General features: G+C 65.9%; 12 protein-coding genes. 3 read left to right on the forward strand and 9 right to left on the reverse strand.

The window, feature by feature from the left end; all coding sequences use genetic code 11:
- Nucleotides 1-169 precede the first annotated feature (169 nt).
- The 6 genes from B9P64_RS09675 to B9P64_RS09700 form a co-directional block, all read right to left on the reverse strand.
- Nucleotides 170-1,495 (reverse strand): NtaA/DmoA family FMN-dependent monooxygenase, encoded by a 1,326-nt coding sequence (locus B9P64_RS09675; RefSeq protein ID WP_217808673.1) that lies wholly within the window; start codon nucleotides 1,493-1,495, stop codon nucleotides 170-172.
- 7 nt (nucleotides 1,496-1,502) lie between these two features.
- Nucleotides 1,503-2,852, reverse strand: a complete 1,350-nt coding sequence (locus B9P64_RS09680) for an LLM class flavin-dependent oxidoreductase (RefSeq protein WP_085316040.1) — start codon at nucleotides 2,850-2,852, stop codon at nucleotides 1,503-1,505.
- Nucleotides 2,853-3,213: 361 nt separating this feature from the next.
- Nucleotides 3,214-4,218 (reverse strand): NADP-dependent oxidoreductase, encoded by a 1,005-nt coding sequence (locus tag B9P64_RS09685; RefSeq protein WP_085316041.1) that lies wholly within the window; start codon nucleotides 4,216-4,218, stop codon nucleotides 3,214-3,216.
- 75 nt (nucleotides 4,219-4,293) lie between these two features.
- Complete coding sequence (locus tag B9P64_RS09690; protein ID WP_085316042.1) at nucleotides 4,294-4,692, reverse strand: helicase; 399 nt, start codon at nucleotides 4,690-4,692, stop codon at nucleotides 4,294-4,296.
- Between the two features lie 53 nt (nucleotides 4,693-4,745).
- A complete protein-coding gene (locus tag B9P64_RS09695; protein ID WP_085316043.1) occupies nucleotides 4,746-5,591 on the reverse strand; it encodes an alpha/beta fold hydrolase in 846 nt (281 codons plus the stop codon).
- A 45-nt stretch (nucleotides 5,592-5,636) separates the two neighbouring features.
- A complete protein-coding gene (locus tag B9P64_RS09700) occupies nucleotides 5,637-6,425 on the reverse strand; it encodes an SDR family NAD(P)-dependent oxidoreductase (protein ID WP_085316044.1) in 789 nt (262 codons plus the stop codon).
- A gap of 160 nt (nucleotides 6,426-6,585) precedes the next feature.
- On the opposite strand from B9P64_RS09700, the gene B9P64_RS09705 reads away from it, so the two are divergent.
- Entirely contained in the window at nucleotides 6,586-7,206 is a 621-nt protein-coding gene (locus B9P64_RS09705) for a TetR/AcrR family transcriptional regulator (protein ID WP_085316045.1), read from the forward strand.
- A gap of 102 nt (nucleotides 7,207-7,308) precedes the next feature.
- On the opposite strand, the gene B9P64_RS09710 is transcribed toward B9P64_RS09705, so the two are convergent.
- A complete protein-coding gene (locus B9P64_RS09710; protein ID WP_176256787.1) occupies nucleotides 7,309-7,869 on the reverse strand; it encodes an HAD family hydrolase in 561 nt (186 codons plus the stop codon).
- A gap of 105 nt (nucleotides 7,870-7,974) precedes the next feature.
- Nucleotides 7,975-9,975, reverse strand: a complete 2,001-nt coding sequence (locus B9P64_RS09715) for an alpha/beta hydrolase family protein (RefSeq protein WP_139826240.1) — start codon at nucleotides 9,973-9,975, stop codon at nucleotides 7,975-7,977.
- 334 nt (nucleotides 9,976-10,309) lie between these two features.
- Here B9P64_RS09715 and B9P64_RS09720 point away from each other — a divergent pair, with 334 nt between their 5' ends.
- Nucleotides 10,310-20,710: an Ig-like domain-containing protein gene (locus B9P64_RS09720; protein ID WP_085316048.1), complete on the forward strand. Its 10,401-nt coding sequence runs from the start codon at nucleotides 10,310-10,312 to the stop codon at nucleotides 20,708-20,710.
- 80 nt (nucleotides 20,711-20,790) lie between these two features.
- Entirely contained in the window at nucleotides 20,791-21,858 is a 1,068-nt protein-coding gene (locus B9P64_RS09725; protein ID WP_139826242.1) for a hypothetical protein, read from the forward strand.
- A 44-nt stretch (nucleotides 21,859-21,902) separates the two neighbouring features.
- Here the strand turns inward: B9P64_RS09725 and B9P64_RS09730 are convergent, their stop codons facing one another.
- Nucleotides 21,903-22,325, reverse strand: coding sequence for a 4Fe-4S dicluster domain-containing protein (locus tag B9P64_RS09730; RefSeq protein WP_085316050.1), 423 nt, complete (start codon nucleotides 22,323-22,325; stop codon nucleotides 21,903-21,905).
- Between the last annotated feature and the right edge of the window lie 57 nt (nucleotides 22,326-22,382).

The following is a 22,382-nucleotide window of genomic DNA, read 5'->3' on the forward strand; positions in this document are numbered from 1 at the left end:
CGGCAGCGCCGGCCAGCGCGCGTGCCCGTCGGCTGGCGCCAGCGTGAAATCGCTGCGGGTGCTCAGGCGGTCCTGGGCCGGCGTGAGTTGGGGATTTGCATGGCAATTCCTGCAAGCGCAGGAACGGTGGGGCACATGGCTCAAGCCGGTTCCTGCGCCCGCAGGAATTTCACTCCGCCTGCGGCACCGTCAGTCCCAGCGTCTCGCGCAACGTGCTCCCCGCATACGCACTCCGAAACACCCCGCGCGCCTGCAACTCCGGCACCACCTTGTCGAGAAAGTCGCGCGCCCCGTCCGGCATGAAGGGCGGCAGCACCACAAACCCGTCGGCCGCCCGCTCGCGATACCAGCGCGCGAGCACGTCCGCCACCTGATCGGCGCTGCCTACCGGCGCCAGGAAGGACAGGCTCTCGCCATACCACTTGCCCAGCTGGGCAAAGGTCAGCCCTTCGGCGATGGCCTTGCGCACCACCGCCTCGAAGCGGCCCTTGCTGCCGGTGATGCGGTCGGTGAAGTCGAACACCTTGCTGTCGGGGTCGTAGGCGCCCAGGTCGTGATTCATGCTGGCCGACATGAAGCTCAGGCCCGCGCGCGGCAGCACCAGCGCGCGCAGCTCGCGGTCCAGCTCGCGCGCCTCGCGCTCGGTGGCGCCGATCACCGGGACGATGCCCGGCAGGATGCGCACCTGCTCCGGGCTGCGGCCCAGCGCCGCGACCTCGGCCTTGAAGCTGCGGTAGAAGTCGCGTGCCTTCGCCTCGTCGGGCTGCACGCTGAAGATGACCTCGGCCCTGGCGGCCGCCACGCGCCGGAAGTCGTCCGACACGCCGGCCTGGATCAGCACCGGCCGGCCCTGGGGCGGGCGCGGCAGGTTGATCGGCCCCTTCACCCGGAAGAACTCGCCCGCATGGTCGATGGCGCGCAACCGGCTCGCATCGCCGTAAACGCCGCTCGCCTTGTCGGCAATCTCCCAGCCGGGCAGCCAGCTGTCCCACAGCGCCTGCACCACCTCGATGAACTCGGCCGCGCGGCGGTAGCGCTCGCCGTGCTCCAGGTGCTGCGCGAGGCCATGATTGCGCGCCTCGCCGTCGCTGACCGAGGTGACCACGTTCCAGCCGGCGCGCCCGCCGCTCAGATGGTCGAGGCTCGCGAGCATGCGGGCCACGGTGTAGGGCTGGCTGTAGCTCGACGACACCGTGCCGGCCAGCCCGATGCGCGTGGTGACGCCGGCCAGCGCCGCCAGCGCGGTGAGCGGCTCGGCATGGCCGCCGATGGCGCGCGTCTCCACGGTCGACGCAAAGCTGCCGCCGTGGATGTCGTCGAGCGCGAGCTTGTCGGCGATGAACAGCGTGTCGATGCAAGCGCTTTCGGCATGCAGCGCCAGCGCGCGCAGCGCGGCCAGATCGGGCGGTTGCGGCGCGGCCGCGCGCGGATGGCGCCAGCCGCCCAGATGCGTGCCGGCGTCGGACACGAACAGCGCCAGATTCATCGACGACATGCGCGCCTCAGCCGGCGCTGGCGGCGGTTTCGGCCGCGGCCTGCACAAAGCGGTTGGCCGGGCGCGGCAGGCCCAGATGACCGCGCAGCGTGTCGGCCGCGTAGTCGGTCTTGAACAGGCCGCGCTCGCGCAGGATCGGCAGCACCAGCTCGACGAAGCTTTCCAGCTCGCCCGGCAGCGACGCAAAGAACACGAAGCCGTCGGCCGCGCGGCCGTCGAACCAGCGCTGGATGCTGTCGGCCACCTTGGTCGGCGTGCCGACGAATTCGCGGCCCGGCGCCAGCACCCGCAGCGCGGCTTCGCGCAGCGTCAGGTTCTCGTCGCGCACCCAGCGCAGGATGCGGTCGGACTGGCTCTGGTTGCTCTGCTTGCCCAGCGCCACCACCGCGTCGACCGGGAAGGGCGCATCGAGCGGGTACTGACCAAAGTCGTGATCGTCGAAGGAGCGCGCCAGCGCCGGCAGCGCATCCTCGATGCGGATCAGCGCCAGCACCTCGTCGAACTTGCGCTCGGCCTCGGCCTCGTCGCGGCCCACGATCACGCGCAGCGCCGGCAGCACCGCGAGCTGGTCGGCATCGCGGCCAAAGCCGGCGGCGCGCCGCTTGACGTCGGCGTAGTAGGCCGCCTGTTCCTCGAATGCGCCGCCGCCGGCAAAGATCGCGTCCGCATGCTTCGACGCGAAATTGCGGCCGTCCTCCGACGCGCCGGCCTGGAAGATCACCGGATGGCCCTGCGGCGCGCGGCGGATGTTGAGCGGCCCCTTCACCGAGAAATGCGGCCCCTTGTGATTGAGCGTGTGCAGCTTGGCCGGATCGAAGAAGCGGCCGGTCTGGCGGTCGGCGATGACCGCGTCGTCCTCCCACGAGTCCCACAGGCCGCGCACCGTGTCGAGATGCTCGGCCGCGATGCCGTAGCGCACGTCATGCGCCGGATGCTCGGGCTTGCCGTAGTTGTCGGCGCTGCCCGACAGCCAGGACGTGACCACATTCCAGCCCGCGCGGCCCTTGCTGATGTGGTCGAGCGAGGCGAACTGGCGCGCCACGGTGTAGGGCTCGCTGTAGCTCACGGTCACGGTGCCGACCAGGCCGATGCGGCTGGTGACGGTGGCCAGCGCCGACAGGATGGTCAGCGGCTCGAAGCGCGTGAGGTAGTGCGGGCTGGAGCGCTCGTTGATGCTCACGCTGTCGGCCACGAACAGAAAGTCGAACTTCGCGGCCTCGGCCAGCTGGGCCTGGTAGCGGTAGAAATCGATGTCGGTGCTGGCCAGCGGATTGGCCTGCGGATGGCGCCAGTCGCTCCAGCCGGCGCCGACGCCGTGGAGGATGAAGCCGAGCTTGAGTTGGCGGGGAGCGGTCATGAAAGCCTCGCGAATGAGTGCGGACGGGCGGCGCCGCAGCGCCGTGCAGAGAACGACCGACGCATTCTGGGATGGGCTTTACATGCGCGTTATAGATGATTTGCAAATGCAAAGATGCAATCAGCGCATTTTATGAGCGGCCGGACATGATCCGGATGCTTGACGCGGACGCCGGCGGGCGGGCCGTGCCGGGTGCCTGTGGCGCGCCGGCCGCAGTGGCTGCCGGCCTGCCGGGCGGCGCTGATGCATTTGCGGCGTGCAACCTCGACCATTTCGCGCCAGGCTGCGGCAATTCGCGCAAGCGCCATTGGGATTGAAGCAATCCCAATGGCTGGACATATCGAATAAATAGGGGCTGCGGTTATTCCCTGACCTGCACCACGACCTTGCCTTTGGCGCGTCCCTGATCCAGGTATTCGAGTGCTTCCTTGGCTTTCTCGAACGGAAACACCTTGTCGATCACCGGTCGAATGCATTCCGATTCGAGGAGTTTGCCGATTTCGGCGAGCTGGTCGCCATCGGGATGCACGAACAGGAACGAGTAGTTGACTTCCCGTTTCTCTGCGAGGCGCATGATTTTCCGGCTCATCATGCCGAACACGAAAGCAAGAAAGACGTTCAATCGCCGCAGGCGGGCAAATGCAGCATCCAGTGGACCGACGAGAGAAACGATCTTGCCTCCGGGTTTGAGGATATCGATGGATTTCTCGACCACGTCGCCCCGCAGCGTGCCCAGCACCACGTCATAACCCCGCAGCACCTGCTCGAATTCCTGCTTTCGGTAATCGACGACTTCGTCCGCGCCCAGCCGGGTTACCAGCGGGACATTGTCCGTGCTGGTGGTCGTCCCCACCCGGGCTCCAAAGTGCCTTGCCAGCTGGATCGCAAATGTGCCGATGCCGCCGGCACCGGCGGGAATGAAGACTTTCTGACCGGCGCGGATATCGGCCCGGTTCTTCAGGGCTTGCCATGAGGTCAGCCCGACCATCGGAATGGATGCCGCCTGCACGAAGTCGAGATTGGCCGGCTTGAGCGCGGCGACGCTTTCCGGCACCGCCGCGAATTCCGCCAGTGAACCCCGATCCAGATCGAAAAGGCTGGCAAAGATTGCGTCGCCCGGCTTGAAACGCGTGACACGGCTGCCGACCTCGGTCACCACGCCGGCAATATCGCTGCCGAGCGTGGCCGGCAACCGGAATTTGAGGATCGGCTTGAATGTTCCCTTGGGAATCATGTTGTCGATCGGATTGAGTCCCGCCGCGTGGACCCGGACCAGCAATTCATTGGGCTTTATCGCGGGGAGGGGAACATCGGCAAATCCGATATCGGGCGATTTGCCATAACGTCTCAAGGTGAGTGCTTTCATGTTGTTCTCGATTCCCTCCGGGGCGACATTCAGGTCAGTCACCGCGTGCAAGCCGCCGATGGCGACGGCGATATCTCACAAAGCAATTCGGTCGCAGGGCGCGACGACCTTGGGCGGTTGCAGGAATGCCGTCAGGCCCTGAAACCACATCACTTCCTGGAAATTGCCGCTGATCGTCAGTTCCTTGTTGCCGAGTCCCCTCAGGAAAGCGGCCTGGCTTTCCCCGGCGGTCAGGATTGCGAATCCTTTCGCGGCATTGCTGAAGCTCAGGGTGAACTCGGGATGCGCCGTCAGTCCGGCAAACGAACGGATCGCGCCGTCGCGGATGACGTAATGGCGACCGGCGCCGGACACCGTGCGGATCTGGAACACCAGAATCTTTCCCTCGACATAGCGCGCGCAGTCGGGGTTGTGCGTGATCTGCCGTTGAAGGAGTCGGGCGAATGCCCACAGCAGCAACTTGAACTTGAGCATCGCAAGGGTCTCTGGATCGGGGAATTGCGGGAGCGATGACTGCCGTGTGGCCGTCACTCGCCAAGAAAGTGCGTGACGTGATGCAGGAAGCGCTGCGGGCACTGGAACTGCGCGGCGTGACCGCAATCCGGGTAGAGGAACAACTGGGCGTTCGGCAGGTTGCGGGCCATGTAGAACGAGTTGACGGTCGGGATCATCACGTCGTTCACGCCGTTGAGAATGAAGGTGGGCTGCCGGATGCCGCGCAGGTAGGCAAAGGGATCGTCCTCCGACAGCCTGGGCAGATAGAACATGTTGGCTTCGATCTGCGCGTTGGCGACCTCCGGCGACGAGGGCGGGTCCTGGTCGATGCGCCGATGACGGCGTTGCCAGAATTCGCGCGCTGCCTGCTCGGCTTGCGCCGACCGACCGAAGAACAGGTACCGGAAGTCCTCGAAGACCGGAACGGGCCGTGGCGCCGTGGTCAGCACTTGCGGTTCCATGTCGGGATTGCCGCCGCGCGGGCCGGTGCCCAGCAGCATCAGCTTGCGCACCAGCCCGGGATGGCGCCATGTCAGGTCCAGTGCCTGGAAGCCGCCGAGCGAAAAGCCCAGGGCGTCGATCTGCGCCAAGCCCAGTGCACGCACGGCTGCCGCCGCGTCATCTGCCATGTCCTCGATGCGGGTGCGGGGCGTACCGCCGGAAGACGCGACGCCACGGCCGTTGAAGAGGATGACTTCGCGGTCTGCGGCCAGACCGTCCGTCATCAGCGGGTCCCAGTGGTCCATGCCGCCGCGAAAGTGCTGCAGGAACAGCAGGGGCGGTTGCGAGGTGCCGGTATTGCCCCAGCGGCGGTAGGCGAATCGAGCGCCATCGACCTCCACGAACCGGGTCGGCGCGGTCAGATGCGTGTGAGACATCGATCGGGTTGTCCTTGAATGAGCGGGCTCGGAAATCCGGCGCGTTCAGGACTGCGCCCGATAGCGCTCGGCCGCGTGGGCTTGCCGGATGTCGGCGAGCAGCGCCTGACGCGTCTGGTCCAGGGCATCCCAGCGCTCCGCCACATGCAGCGGCGGGATCGTGACCAGCTCGCGGCGGTCGAAGCCGACCAGGGCCGCATCGACCAGCTCGCCGACCTCCATCACCTCAGAGAGCGTGTTGACGTCGATGCCGGCGCGGCCCCAGATCTCCGTGCGGGTCGCCGCCGGCAGCACGGCCTGCACATGGACGCCCTTGGGCGCCAGTTCCAGGTTCAGGCCCTGGGACAGGAACAGCACGAAGGCCTTGGTGGCGCCGTAGATCGACATGCCGAACTCGGGCGCGAAGCCCACCACCGAGCCGACGTTGACGATTGCACCGCTGCCGGATTGCGCGAAGCGGGGCGCCACGGCGGCGGCCAACCGGGTGAGCGCCGTGACGTTGAGGCTGAGCAACTGGTCGATGCCCGGCGCGGACTGCTGCAGGAACCCGCCCGACTGCGCGATGCCGGCGTTGTTGATCAGGATGCCGATGCGGGCGTCGTCGCGCAGGCGTGCCTCGACGGCCGCGAGGTCGGCCGGCTCGGTGAGATCGGCTTGCAGCACATCGACGGCGACCTTGGCTTCATCGCGCAGGCGCGTTGCCAGTGCATCCAGTCGTGCCTTGTCGCGCGCGACCAGTACCAGGTCGTGACCCCGGCGGGCGAAGCGCTCGGCATAGGTGGCGCCGATGCCGCTGGAGGCGCCGGTGATGAGGACGGTGGGCTGGGTGCTCATGGTTTCTCTCTTTGCAGGTTGCTGGTGGCTTCGGTCGGGACGTGGCGTTGGAACGGAAGCAATGATTACGATCATAATCTAAAAAGTCAAGCTTTTGATGATGATCGTCATGAATGTATAGTCGGGCCTTCATGCAGGCATCAACTCAGGTGGTCGATCAATGAAGGTGACCCAGGCGCAGGCGCAGGCCAACCGGGCGCACGTTGTCGAAACGGCGTCCCGGCTGTTTCGTGAGCGCGGATATGACGGCGTCGGCGTTGCCGATCTGATGGCGGCCGCCGGCTTCACTCACGGCGGTTTCTACAAGCACTTCCGCTCCAAGGCCGACCTGATGGCGGAATCGGCGGCCTGCGGCATGGCACGGACAGCGGCGCTGACCGCCGGTGCCGACCTGTCGGACTTCGTGCGGGCCTACCTGTCGCGGGAACACCGCGACACCCGCGCGACCGGCTGCACGATGGCGGCACTCAGCGGCGATGCGGTACGTCAACCGGAATCGGTCCGGGCCGCGTTTGCAGCCGGGATCGAGAGCCTGCTGGCCGTGCTGAGCCGTGAAGACCTGTCGTCGGGCGATGCCGATCCGGCCAGGACGCGAGCCAGGTACCTCGACCTGATGGCGCATGCGGTTGGTGCCATCGTCATGTCCCGGGCCTGCCCGGACGATTCACCGCTGGCCGACGAAATCCTGGCCGCCTGTCGCGACGAAATCCTGGCGTCGCTGGATTCGTCCGCAGCGGCGGGCACGTCGCCCGAGAGTTCGGCGCGGGCCTCGGCGCCATGAGGTAGCCGTCGCGGGTCTTGGTGTCGGCGCCGGGCAGCTTTGCGCGGCTTGACGATGGCGACCGGACCTCGCATCGCTTCCGGGATCCGGCCGCCGGGTCGGTCAGCAGGCAAAGGCTTGCAACGGCAGCCGCAGCACCGCCGGCGGCCAGGCCTGGCTCAGCTGGCCGGCCGGCAGCCGGGCATCGACCAGGAAGGTCGGCAGGCCGAGCGCGCGCGCCGGCGCGATGTCCTGCTCCGGGCTGTCGCCGACCATCAGCGTGCGGCGCGGCGAGCTGCCCAGCCGCGCCAGCGCATGCAGAAAGAAGCCCGGCGCCGGCTTGGCGCAGCCGGCGCTCTCGGGCGTGACCACCGCCACGAAATGCCGCTCCAGCCCGAGCGCGCGCAGCTTGCGCAGCACCAGGCCGCGCTCGCCGTTGGACAGGACGGCCTTGGGCACGCTGCGGGTGCGCGCGAGGAATTCGGCCGCGCCCGGCAGCAGCGCCCAGTGGCGCTCATAGGCCGCGAGATAGCGCGCGAACTGCGCATCGGTCGGGCCGGGCACCCGGTCGGGCCGGCGCGGTGTGCGCGGCCGGTCGGCCCGCAGCGCCTGCAATGCAAGGCGCTGGGCGCGCCGGTCGTCGAGCAGGGTGTCGTCGAGGTCGACCAGGATGGCTGAGTGCATGTTCGGCGCGGGCGTGGATGGGGCGTGGATTGTCGGCAGCGGCCCCGGGCCGGCGAACGCATGCTTTCGTCCATGCATATGGCCGCCCGCTGTGAGGCCGCCGCCTCAGCGCAGATTGGCCGCCAGAAAACCCTCGATCGCGGTGAGCAGCACCCGCCGGTCGGCCTCGCGCTGAAAGAAGTGATCGGCGCCGTCGAGCAGCAGCGTCTGCACCGGCTTTTGCGCGCGTTCCAGCGCGGCGTTCATCGCCTCGGCATGGCGCACCGGCACCACCGTGTCCTGCTTGCCGTGCAATAGCAGCACCGGCACCTGGATGCGCGCCGCCTGCCGCACCGGCGAGGTCGGGTCGAGCGCGCGCCGGTCGCCGATCTGCGGCAGGTTGAGGTCGCCGAACACGTAATCGGCCTGGTCGTCGAGCAGCTGGCGCAGATCGGTGACCGGCGCGATGGCGACGGCGCAGCGGTAGAGCGCCGGCTCCTTCACCGCGCCCATCAGCGCCGCATAGCCGCCATAGCTGCCGCCGACGATGGCGATGCGCGCCGGATCGGCCAGCTTCTGCTCGATGAGCCAGCGCGTGCCATCGGTCAGGTCGTCCTGCATCGCCAGCCCCCATTGGCGATAGCCGGCCACCAGAAAGTCGCGGCCATAGCCGGTCGAGCCGCGGAACTGCGGTTGCAGCACGCCATAGCCGCGACTGGCCAGGAACTGCACCCAGTAGTCGAAGCCCGGCACGTCATGCGCCGACGGGCCGCCGTGCGGCAGCACCACGAAGGGAATCGGCCCGTCGCCGACCTGACGGCCGACCGGCAGCGTGATCAGCGCCGGAATCGTCAGCCCGTCGCGCGCCGGATAGTCGAGCACCAGCGTCGGCGCGATGCGCTCGGGCGCAAGGCCGGGCTGGGTCTCGACCACCGGATCGAGCACCGGCTTGCCGTCCTCGCGCGACAGCAGCCAGTAGCCGAGCGGCTGGTTGCCGCGCCGATCCGCCACTAGCGTGCGCTGGCCGGTGGTGCTGCGGTCGACGATGGAATGGCGGCTGCCGCGCAACGCGCCATCGAGCAGCCGGGCGTCGGCGGCCCAGGCCGCGTCGAGCCAGAGCGTGGCGCCGCTGCCTTCGGCGCCGACCAGCCGGCCGGCGCGCAGCAGCGGTCGCACATCGTCCTCGCGGTCCGCGGCCACGGTGCGCAGCACGCGATGCGCGGCGAGGTCGTATTCGACGATGGCGTCGCGGCCGCTGTCGCGGTTGGTCAGCACATGGATGCGGTCGGGCGCGCCGTCGATGAAGGCCAGCGGCTCGAAGTTCTGGCCGGCATTCAGCGGCAGCGTCTCGACGGTTTCCCAGAGCGCATCGGGGCCGGCGCGCGTCAGCAGGCTGACGCTGCGGCCGCGCTGATAGGCCCAGCCGAGCCGGATGCTGCCGTCGCGCGCCGCGATCCAGTGGTTGATGAGGCCGTGGCTGCGCTGGACCGTGCGGGTGCTGCCGTCGCGCACGTCGACCAGCACGGCTTCGGGATGCTCGATGCGCTGCTGGATCGTGGCGCCCGACAGCGCGGCGCGCGAACTGCGCTCGATGGTCGGCAGTTCGAGCAGCAGATGGTCGGGATCGTCGGGCAGGAAGCTGAGCACGCGGTCCTGGAACTGCGGCTCCCAGTCGCCGCGGTCGGAATGGACCAGCTCGCGCACCGCGCCGCTGGCCGCATCGATGGCGACCAGCCGGGTGTCGGCGGTGCGCATGAGCGGGCCGCGCTGCGTGACCACGCGCACCGAGGCGATCAGCAGGGTCGGCGTCTTCCACTCGACCCAGGCCGGCTCGCCGACGCCGGTGGGGATGATGCGCGGCGGCTCCTGGCCGTCGAGGTCCCAGATCGCGAAGGCGCGCCGGCCGTCGGCGCCGGTGATGGCGGCGAAGCGCCGGCCGTCGGGCGCGAGCCGGCCGCCGGCGGCGACGGGCAGGGCGGCATAGGTCTCGACCGGCACCTGGGCGGCGCGCGGCAGGTCGGCGGCGCGGGCGGCTGGGGTGAAGGCGCCGGCGACGAACGCGAGGCCGGCGGCGGCGAGCAGGAGGGTTGCAAGCCTGTGCAAGGTGGAGGTGGGGAAGACGGGCATCTGCGGAGGGAGGCGGTGCGGCGGGGTGGCGCGTGCTGCGCGCCGGTTGCCGCGCCTGGAGCGGGCGGGCTGCGGATGAATCAAGTTCCGGGCCCGGCGGATGGGCGGCGCTTGGGCGGGAATGGGGCAGGCGGGGCGGTTGAGGTGCGGGGATTGCAGCAGGTGTTGCGGCGGGTTGGGCAGGCGTGAGCGGGTCTGCGCTGTCGAGGGCGAGGGGCGGCCGGTTTCATCTCGACGCGAGGATCGGACTGCCCTCGTCGTGCAGCATGCGGCCCGATTTCTTGAGTTCTCCAAAACCCTTGGTCCCGCAACCTGCACTCTCGGAGCACCCGTCATGGCCCTGTTCGTCGCAACCACTGGAAACGACAGCTTCACTGGAACGACGGCCGACGACGATGCGGTGAGCTATGCGGGCGCGCCGGCGGGTGTGAGCGTGGACCTCTCGCGCAGCACCGCGCAATCGACCGGCGGCTCGGGCACCGATCTGCTGCTCGCCATCGACGCCCTGACCGGCTCGGCCTTCGGCGATGCGCTGACCGGGAATGGCGGCGCCAATCGGCTGGCGGGCGAGGGCGGCAACGATGTGCTGACGGGGAGCGAGGGGAACGACACGCTGGAGGGTGGCGCGGGCGCGGACACGCTTTACGGCGGATTGGGCGACGACACCTACGTGCTGCGCGCCGGCGACGGCAGCGCGGTCGGCTCCTACGAGCTGCTGCGCGAAGACCTCGGCGAAGGCAGCGACACGCTGCGCATCGTCGGTCTTGCGCCGGCCGATGTGCGCTTCACCACCAGTCCTTACAGCCTCTACCACGTCCGGCTGGCGCTGCGCGCGGCGGACGGGACCGACTCCTTCGTGGAGATTTATGCCCCGACCACCGCCGACGGCAGCAGCCTTGGCCAGCGCATCGAGCGGCTCGTCTTTGACGACGGCACCATCTGGGACCTGAGCCAGAGCCTGACCCTCACCGGTACGGCCGGCGGTGACAACCTCGCTGGGGCAGCCAATGCAGATGTGTTGGCAGGCGATGCCGGCAACGATGCGCTGACCGGCTACGGCGGCAACGACACGCTGACCGGCGGTGCGGGCGCGGACAACCTCACCGGCGGCGTCGGCAACGACACGCTGGACGGTGGCACCGGCGCCGACACGCTCTACGGCAACGCGGGCGACGACATCTATGTGCTGCGCGTCGGCGACGGCAGCACGGTCGGCTCCTACGAGCTGCTGCGCGAAGACCTCGGCGAAGGCAGCGACACGCTGCGCATCGTCGGTCTTGCGCCGGCCGATGTGCGCTTCACCACCAGTCCCTACAGCCTCTACTACGTCCGGCTGGCGCTGCGCGCGGCGGACGGGACCGACTCCTTCGTCGAGATTTATGCCCCGACCACCGCCGACGGCAACAGCCTCGGCCAGCGCATCGAGCGGGTTGTCTTCGACGACGGCACGACCTGGGACCTGAGCCAGAGGCTGACCCTCACTGGCACCGCCGCAGGGGAGCCCTTGATGGGCGCGGCGACCGCTGACGTACTGGCTGGCGGCGATGGAAATGACGCGCTGACCGGCAACGCCGGCGACGACACCCTTGAAGGCGGCGCCGGTGCCGACACGCTCTACGGCAACGCGGGCGACGACAGCTATGTGCTGCGCGCCGGCGACGGCAGCACGGTCGACTCCTACGAACTGCTGCGCGAAGAGCTTGGCGAAGGTACCGACACGCTGCGCATCGTCGGCCTCACGCCGGCCGACGTGCGCTTCACGACCAGTCCCTACAGCTCCAACTACGTCCGTCTGGCGCTGCGCGCGGCGGACGGGACCGACTCCTTCGTCGACCTCTACGCCCCGCCCACCGCCGACGGCAGCAGCCTTGGCCAGCGCATCGAGCGGGTCGTCTTTGACGACGGCACGACCTGGGATCTGAGCCAGAGCCTGACGCTCACCGGCACCGCCGGCAGCGACAACCTCACCGGCGCGGCGACCGCCGATGTGCTGGCCGGCGACGCCGGCAACGACGCACTGACCGGCTACGGCGGCAACGACACGCTGACCGGCGGCGCGGGCACGGACAACCTCACCGGCGGCGCCGGCAACGACACGCTCGACGGTGGCACCGGCGCCGACACGCTCTACGGCAACGCGGGCGACGACAGCTATGTGCTGCGCGTCGGCGACGGCAGCACGGTCGGCTCCTACGAGCTGCTGCGCGAAGACCTCGGCGAAGGCAGCGACACGCTGCGCATCGTCGGTCTTGCGCCGGCCGATGTGCGCTTCACCACCAGTCCCTACAGCCTCTACTACGTCCGGCTGGCGCTGCGCGCGGCGGACGGGACCGACTCCTTCGTGGAGATTTATGCCCCGACCACCGCCGACGGCAGCAGCCTTGGCCAGCGCATCGAGCGGGTTGTCTTCGACGACGGCACGACCTGGGACCTGAGCCAGAGCCTGACGCTCACCGGCACCGCCGGAAGCGACAACCTCGCCGGGGCGGCGACCGCCGATGTGCTGGCCGGTGACGCCGGCAACGACGCGCTGACCGGCTATGGCGGCAACGACATGCTGACCGGCGGCAGCGGAGCTGACACGCTCTACGGCAACGCTGGCAACGACACGCTGGACGGTGGTACCGGCGCCGACACGCTCTACGGCAACGCGGGCGACGACACCTACGTGCTGCGCGCCGGCGACGGCAGCGCGGTCGGTTCCTACGAGCAGCTGCGCGAAGACCTCGGTGAAGGCAGCGACACGCTGCGCATCGTCGGTGTCACGCCGGCCGATGTGCGCTTCACCACCGGCGCCTACAACTCGAACTTTGTCCGTCTGGCGCTGCGCGCGGCGGACGGCACCGACTCCTTCGTCGAGCTTTACGCCCCGGCAACCGCCGACGGCAACAGCCTCGGCCAGCGCATCGAGCGGGTCGTCTTCGACGACGGCACCATCTGGGACCTGAGCCAGAGCCTGACGCTCACCGGCACCGCCGGCGCCGAAGCCCTCACCGGCGCGGCGACCGATGACGTGCTGACCGGCGCCGCCGGCAACGACACGCTCTACGGCAACGCCGGCGACGACACCCTCGAAGGCGGCGCCGGCACCGACACGCTCTACGGCAACGCCGGCAACGACACCTACATCCTGCGCGCCGGCGACGGTGCAACCACCGGCCAGGAACTGATCCGCGAAGACATCGGTGCCGGCATCGACACGCTGCTGATATTGGGCGCCAGCGCCGCCGACCTGAGCTTCATCGCCAGCCCCTATGGCGCGAGCTACACCCGTCTTGCGCTGCGGGCGGCCGACGGCAGCTCAAGCCATTTCGACATCTACGCACCGACCGACGCCGACGGCGCCAGCCTCGGCCGGCGCATCGAACGCATCGTCTTCGAGGACGGCAGCGTCATTCCGCTGGCCCAGGGCGCCGCCTATCCGGTCGCCGTGCCCGACAGCTACCGGCTCGACGAGGACGGTGCGCTCACGGTGTCGGCCGCCACCGGCGTGCTGGCCAACGACAGCGATCCCGACGGCGCCGGCCTCGCGGCCTCGGTGGTGCGCGGCGTGTATGGCGGCACGCTGACGCTCGCTGCCGACGGCTCGTTCACCTACACCCCGCGCGCCGACTTCACCGGCACCGACAGCTTCGTCTACGCCGCCACCGATGCCGGCGGCGAACGCATCTCGGGCCAGGTGACGCTGGTCGTGCAGCCCCAGCCCGATGCGCCGGTGGCCGCCGCCGACGCCGTCACTGCAGGCAACGCGGGCAGCACGCTCATCGCCGGCAGCACGCTCACCGCCAACGACCATGACGCCGACCCGGGCGACACGCTCACCGTCGTCGCGGTCCCGGCCCATACCGCCGCCGGCGCCAGCCTCACGCTGAACAACGGCAACCTGGTCTACGACCCATCCAGCGCCTTCGCGCAACTGCTGCCCGGGCAGACCGGCGTCGACAGCTTCAGCTACGCCGTGTCCGATGCCAGCGGCCGCACTTCCGAAGCCACGGTGTCGGTCACGGTCACCGGCAGCCCGATCACCATCGAGGTCGCCTCGGCCCAGGCGCCGAGCCGCATTGCGGCCACCGGCCTGTCGGTGTTCGGCTATGAGCTCGACTACCAGGGCCGCAGCGGGCTCGAAGGCCATGTGATCGTCCGGCTGGTGCAGGCCGACGGCGGCGCGGCCGATGCCGGTGTCACCGTCGCCACGCGCGAGATTGCGCTGACGGAATTCGGCGGCGGCGCCGCAGGCACGCTGTCCGGCGCTTTCCTGGTGCCGGGCGCCAGCCTCGCCGATCTCGGCTTTGGCCAGCACGGCTTTCGCATCACCGCCGAGCTGGTGGTCGACGACTTCGCCTATCGGTCCAGCGACAGCAGCGACAACCTCGTCGCCGAACGGGTCGCGGTCTATTCGGCCGTGCTCGACTCCCACATCGACAGCCATGCCGCCGGCGATGTCGTGACGCTGACCGGCCATTGCGTCGCCAGCTCGCCGCTCGACAGCGTCGCCTATGTGCCGGTCGCGGTCGAGATCGTCTCCGGCGAGCACAGCCGGGTCATCACCGCCATTGCCGACGCCCAGGGCCAGTTCCGGATCGAGTTCACCAGCCTGCCCGGCACGGCCGGCAGCTACAGCGCGCGCGCCTACAACCCGGCCTATCCGGGCGAGGACAGCGCGCCCGAGGCCGGCTTTGCGCTGCACGGCATCGACATCGTCGCGTCGAACATCGAATGGACCGGCGCCTCGGGCCAGCCGGGCGCCGGCAGCCTGGTCGTCCACAACACCGGCGCCACCCAGGTCACCGGGCTCGAACTCGCCACCGCCGGGCTGCCGGCCGGCTGGACGATCGCCTTCAACAACCTGCCCGACACGCTGGCAGCCGGCGCCAGCGCCACGGTCGGCTTCACGCTCACCACGCCGGCCGGCGCGGTCGCCACCCAGAACCTCACCCTCACGCTCGACACCGACCAGGGCGCGCACGACAGCGCCAGCCTGCTGGCCAGCACCGCGCCCGCCGCCGCCCATCTCGTCGTGAGCGACGACGGACTCGACCGCGGCGTGCTGCGCGGCGACCAGACCGTCGTCAGCTTCAACCTGACCAATGCCGGCGGCGAGGATGCGACCGGCGTGGTGGTGCAACTGCCCGGCCTGCCCTGGATGCGACTGGCCGGCGACGACAACCTGGGCGTGCTGCATGCCGGCGAAACCCGCACCGTGACCCTGCTGCTGTCGCCCGACGACGCGGCCGCGCTCGGCACCTACGCCGGCGACATCCATGTCCGCTATGTCGACGGCAGCGGCGCGGCCCAGCTGTCGACCGCCAATTTCGACTGGAACCTGACCTCGGACGAAACCGGCTCGCTGTCGCTGCGGATCACCGACGAGTACAGCTACTTCGCCGCCGAACATCCGCTGGTGAGCGACGCGGTGGTGCGCATCGTCGATGCGGTCACAGGCCAGCAGGTCGCGCGTTTCGACAATGTGGACGGCACGCTCCAGCTCGACTCGCTCAACGAGGGCAGCTATGTGCTCAGCGTCAGCTCGGCCAACCACAGCAACTTCACCGGCCTGTTCCAGATCACCGAGGGCAGCCGGACCGAGCTGCGCGCCTTCGTCCCGCGCGAGACCGTCACCTATCACTGGACGGTGGTCGAAGGCACGGTCGAGGAACGCACCCACATCACGCTCGACAGCACCTTTCAGACCGACGTGCCGGTGCCGGTCGTCACGATGGACCCGCCGATCCTGCATTTCGGAAATCTGGCGCCTGGTGAAACCGAGATCATCGAAGTCACGATCACCAATCACGGCCTGATTGCGGCGCTGAATGTCGATCTGAATCTGCCCGATCCCACCGGCTTTTCCATCGACGGATTGATCGAGGCAATTCCGGTTTTGCCGGCGAAAACCAGCATGACCATTCCGATCACGATCAGTCGTGATCCGCTCGGCGATCCGACAAATCCCGACGACCCCGGAACGCCCGATCCCGATGGCAGCGGATGTTCGGGCCACATGACTTACGAATACAACTGCAATGGCACCGTGGTTCGCGTGGCGGGCATTGCTTACGACGGCTGCTCCGATACGCCGGTGGTTCCGGTTTCAAACGGAGCTTGGTCGGACTCGGTCTCGGGCTTTGTGTCGGCGGGCGGCGGCGGTGGAGGCGGGGGAGGCAGCAGTGGCGGCGGAGGCGGATCAAGTTCGGGAACGGGCCATGGATTGCCGGGATTCTCCTATTCGCCAATTCCGGTAGAAAGCGTGACCAAGCCTTGCGGTGCGGCCAATTCTGCGACGGCACCGTCGGATTGTGTGCAGGAAAAGACTGTCAATTTGCTGAAGGACATAGGCATCATTGCAATCAGTATCTTGGTGCCACAATTGGCCATTCCATTGGCATTATTGGATGCGGCATACGAAATCTACAATTCAAAGCCGGGAGAGGGGCAGGCCAATCAGGCTGCCGCTGAAGCCAGTTTATCGATCACTGGCTCACTGCTCGAAGACATGGCAGATGGGCACACCCTGGCGGGAACCGCCAAAACGGTCGGTGGGCACTTTCTCGGGGCGCTGGGTTCGGTATTGACGATCGGTAATGACATCAACGATCTCGCGGAGTGTCTGCTTTATGGACACACCATCACCAGTGCCCGTGGCGATTCCAGCATGCAAATGCCGAATTCCATCGGCATGACCGACGCAGCAAGCAAAGACGCCGATTGCGGATGCGGTTCCGGGTCTGCAAGCGGTTCTGCGACAGGCAATGCGCTTGCTGCTGCGGGAACAGCTGCGACTCCCGAGGAAATACTCGGCGACCGTTTCGACGGCTTCATGCTTGCGGACGATTATGTTGCGCGTGCATCCGCCTATGGTCTTTATCTGGCCAATTTATATGGCGATATCCGCTGGTTCGATACGACGGATTATGCCGGCCTGGAAACCTTCGCCAAGTTTGTCGCCGCAGCCTATCTCGCCGGCGTCAAGATCGAAGATGCCTCGGTCATTCCAGTACCCAAGGGCATCTCGGCGGCACTGGTCGATGCGTTTGTCGCGCGTTTCAATCGAACGATCGATTACTGGGATCACGGAATTCATCTGGCCAGTCAATTGCCGGAAGGGGCCAATCCCGACTTTTACGCCATCGACGTTGCCAAGACCTTGCTTGAAAACGCCATTGGCTCAGCCAATCTGTCGGCAGAAGCTCGCGAGGAAATCGCCCGTTCCGACGATGAAATGGTCAAGGATCTGACCCAGGCCATCGTCGAATACCAGATCGAGGAAGACAAGCAGGTTTCCGGCGTCTGCGCCACCATCAAGCTGCGCATCGAGCAGGATCTCGTGATGGAGCGCCAGGCTTTCTTCGGCACGCTGGAACTGACCGCCGGAGAAACGCCACTGCAAAATCTCAAACTTGAAATCCTGATTTTCGACAAGAGCGGCAATCTGGTGGACAGCAGCCTTTTCGGTTCTGCCAATACCAGTCTGCAAGGCATTGCCAGCCTTGACGGCACCGCCGGGCTGGCAGCCGGCCAAACTCTGAATGCCGAATACCTGTTCCTGCCAAGCCGGCTGGCCGCCGCGCTCGGCGATACCGGCTACAGCATTGGCGGAAAAATGACCTATCTGGACGGCGGCGCCAGCGTGGCGATCGATTTTCAGCCGGTGCAGATCGAAGTCCATCCTTCGGCAGAATTGCAGCTCGACTATTACTATGAACGCAATGTCGTTGCCGACGATCCATTTACCGATGAAGTGGAAGACAGCCAGCCATTTCTGCTGGGCGTGCGCGTCACCAATTCCGGTCGCGGCAAGGCATCCGATGTGCGGATCGAAAGCGCCCAGCCCGAAATCATCGACAATCAAAAGGGATTGCTGATCGATTTTTCGATCATCGGTTCGCAGGTCGATGGGCAGGCTGCCAACAACGGTCTCACCGCGCATTTCGGCGATATTGCCGCTGGCCAGACCAGGACCGCAATCTGGTCGCTCGAAGCCTCATTGCAGGGAAAATTCATCGATTACACGGTCAATTTCGAGCATGTGAATGAACTGGGCATGTCCGAGGTTTCCCAGATCACCGATGTGAGAGTCCATGAATTGATTCACGGTGCCGATTTCAATGGCGACGGCGGCACCGATTTCCTCATCAACGATTTTCCCGATCTGCTCGACCAGCCGGACAAGCTGCATCTGTCGGGCGGCCAGATCGTCGACGTGGCCACCGTCGGCACATCGGTGGGCAGCATTGCCGCCAGCGGTGGCGGCCACAGCGTCGTCATTTCTGCCGGCGACCGCGAACAGGCGTGGGGCTATCTTTCCGGCGTGCTGGCCGGAGCGGCCGGCCAGATTCAAATCCTGTCGGTCATGCGTGCCGACGGCAGCCTGCTCGATTCGGGGCAGTTCTGGATTACCGACCGCACTTTTGCCAATGCCGCGCTGCGCCCGGTTTATGAAACCCGGATTCATGTCCTCGACGATGTGAAGACTGCGCAATACACCGTCGTATTCAATGGCGAAGTCGGGCCCACGACGATTTCAGGCGGTGCCGGCAATGACAGTCTTGCGGCTGAATCGGGTGCCACGCTGGTATTAGGTCTGGACGGCAACGATTCACTGATCGGCAATGGCGGTGACGATACGCTGGAAGGCGGCAGCGGCGACGATGTCTATTTCATCGACAACAGTGCCGAGCATATTGTCGAAGCCGCCGATGACGGAATCGATAGCGTGCGCTCATCCGCAAGCTTTTCGTTGGCTGGCACTCAGATCGAAAATCTTGTCCTGACCGGATCGGCAGCAATCAACGGCACCGGCAACGATCTGGCCAATATGCTGAGCGGCAATTCGGCCGCCAATGAACTGGTCGGCGCTGGCGGAAACGACAGCCTGAATGGCGGTGCCGGTGTGGACACCATGACCGGCGGCACTGGCAACGATTTGTATTTCGTCGACAACGTTGGCGATCGCATTGTCGAATTGGCAGATGCCGGAATCGACAGCGTTCGCGCATCGGTGAGTTTTTCGCTCGCCAATACCCAGGTGGAGAATCTGCTTCTCACCGGAACTTCGGCCATCGATGGCAGCGGCAACGATCTGGCCAACAGTCTGACCGGCAATGCTGCTGCCAATCGGCTGCTGGGCGGCAAGGGCAATGACACGCTTGCAGGCGGCGCCGGCAACGACACTTTGGATGGCGGGCTCGGAGCGGATCGCATGTCGGGCGGAACGGGCAACGATGTGTATATCGTCGACAATGGCGGCGACCGTGCAATCGAGGCAGCCAATGCCGGCAACGACAGCGTCCAGTCGTCGGTGAGTTTTTCTCTGGTCGGGACCAATGTCGAAAATCTGACCCTGACCGGAATCTCGGCCATCAATGCCAGCGGAAACGATCTTGTCAATCTTCTGATCGGGAATGCCGGTGCCAATCGACTTCAAGGCGGTCGCGGCAACGATAGCCTGACTGCCGGCGCCGGCAACGACACGCTCGATGGCGGTACCGGTGCCGACCAGATGACGGGCGGGACCGGCAACGACATCTATATCGTGGACAACATCGGCGACCGCATTGTCGAATTGCCCGGTGCCGGCACCGATGGCGTACAGTCGTCGATAGCATTTTCATTGCTCGATACCGATATCGAGAATCTGACCCTGACCGGAAATTCGGCAATCAATGCTAGCGGGAACGGTCTTGCCAATATTCTGACCGGGAATGGCGCCACCAATCGGCTGCAAGCCGGCGGCGGCAATGACATATTGAGCGGTGGCGGCGGCAACGATACGCTGGATGGGGGTGCCGGCGCCGATGACATGGCAGGCGGCACCGGCAACGATGTTTATATCGTGGACAACATCGGCGATCACGTTGCCGAATCGGCGGGCGGCGGCACCGATACGGTTCAATCGTCGGTGAGTTTTTCGCTCGTCGATACCGTCGTGGAAAATCTCATTCTCACCGGCACGCTTGCGATCAACGGCATCGGCAACGGATTGGCCAATACGTTGACCGGAAACGGCAAGGCCAACCGGCTGCAAGGGGGTGGTGGAAACGATGTGCTGACCGATAGCGCCGGAAACGATACGCTCGATGGCGGTGCGGGTGCAGACAGGATGACGGGTGGCGTCGGCAACGATTTGTATATCGTTGACAATCTCGGCGACCGGGTAATCGAGGCAGGCAACGCGGGCGTGGATAGCGTCCAGGCTTCGGTGAGTTTTTCTCTTGCGGGGACGAGTGCGGAGAATCTCGCGTTGACCGGATCGGCGGCAATCGATGGCAGCGGCAACGGCTTGGCCAATATTCTTGCCGGAAATGACGCTGCCAATTGGCTGCGGAGCGGCGGCGGCAACGATGTGCTGAATGGTGGTGCGGGTGGCGACAGGCTGGAAGGTGGAAGTGGTGCGGATAAATTGACCGGCGGCATCGGCGCCGATGTATTTGCATTTACCCATGTCACCGATTCGGGCCGTCTGGCCACTGCGCGCGACACAATTGTCGATTTCCGGCTTGCCGAGGGCGATGTCATCGATTTGTCCGAAATCGACGCTTCTTTTGCAATCGACGGCAATCAGGCCTTCACCTTCATCGGTCGCGATCGCTTCACGGATGTGGGCGCGCAGTTGCGCTATACCCAGGATGCATTCAATACCTATTTGTACGGTGATGTGGATGGCGATCTGGTGGCGGATTTCTCCGTATGCATTACCGGTCTGGTCGCGTTCGGCGCCGACAACTTCATTCTTTGATGGAATCGGATTCGCAACTGGTTTCGAGGTGGTGACGGCAGTGAATCATTTGGGTTGAGTTCGACAAGGTGGAGTTCAACATGCGTAGATTTGCTTCGATGTTCCGGGTGGTGCTGACGTTGCTCACTTCACTTGCCGCTTCGACGGCGAATTCTGCGGATTCCGACAAGGCAGGACGTTTGGCTGCACCATCTCCGATCGTTGCGCAGCAGCAATTGTCCGACCTGCTGAAGCAGATCGATCAATTGTCTGTGGAAATCAATGCTCGGGAGACGGCGGTCGGGCGTCTTCGAGCTGAGTTGGAAAAAACGAAATCGATGACATTGCCGCCTGTACTGGAGCGCGATGTCGAGAAGTTTGCCAAGTGGTTGGAGGATCGGCCGAAGTCGAAGGAAGGATATGTAATTTCCCAGTCGGATTTCCCGTTTTTTCAAAACTATTCGTCCAAGATCGCCGATGACGTATGGGATGCCTTTCCCGGAATTTTGGAGATCTGGCGCGCTGTCAAGCGCGATGCGCGCACCGTTTCTCTCGATGAGCAGTATTTGCAGGAATTTTCCGATGGTTTTCAAGCGGCGGTCTGGCAAGCGCCGGCGTTGCGTTATGTCGATGAGTTGAGACGGCCTCTTTATTTCAATCAGAATATTCAATCCTTCGCCGTGGCGCAAACTTCATCGGCAGAGTTGCGTACCTATTTCAACAAGGATGGATTCGAGAAGATCGCTCAGGTGGCAAAAGAGTATTTGACGAAGGAAATTGCCCGTCACGATGCCGGGCTTGTGACCGCGCGCGGCAAGATGGCGGTGCTGAAGGAGTCGCAAAAGGAATTGAATGAAACGATCGAGGAAGGGCAATCGCAGATCGACAAGAAGATCATTCAGTGGGGATTGCCGGTTCTGGGATTGTTGTTGATCGGAATACTTGTGATACCTGTGCTCTACAAGGACAAGGAATTGCAAGCGGCGATATTTGCATCGGGAATCGTTCTCGATGTTTTCACGGTTTTCCTGCTGACGGTGACCATTCTGCTTCTCGGCTTGGGGCATCGGTTGTCGGAGAATGTATTGGGCACATTGTTGGGGGGAATTTCAGGATATGTTTTGGGGCGCTCCAACAACAGGCTCCGTCAGGCCGGGAATACCGGTTGAATCCGGTTCTCAATTGAGTTGCAGCGGCGCTACCGGATTGCTCGCTATATGGGAAGGGCTTGATCGCGCTCAGGGGCGGGCTGTGACGACTCGACGAGCCTGACCTTCACCCGCGCCTCCGCATCGATCCTCGCCGCAATCCCGAACATCTCGCCCATGCGCCAATGCTCGTTGGCATGGCGCGGATCGCCGGCCCATTCATCCCAGCCCGATTCGCGGCGGTAGCGGCCGAGCGTGCCGCCGCCGATGGCCTCCGCCGGCGTGATCGGCCGGGCGCTATCCACGTCGGGCGCGACGTAGAGCGCATCGGCCTTGCAGTACAGCTCGCAGAGGAAGCAGGTCTGGCAATCGCCCTGGCGCGCGATGACGGGCGGCGCGTCGGGTTGGGCGTCGAGCACATTGGTCGGGCAGGCGGCGACGCAGGCATTGCAGCCGGTGCAGCGGTCGGCGAGGACGAGTTCGAGCATGGTGGGTGGACGGAGGCAAGGGCGCGCGCGGCGGGATGGCCGGCGCGGCGTGGAGGA

It is taken from the genome of Derxia lacustris (assembly GCF_002105195.1).
Classification (GTDB): Bacteria; Pseudomonadota; Gammaproteobacteria; order Burkholderiales; family Burkholderiaceae_E; genus Derxia; species Derxia lacustris.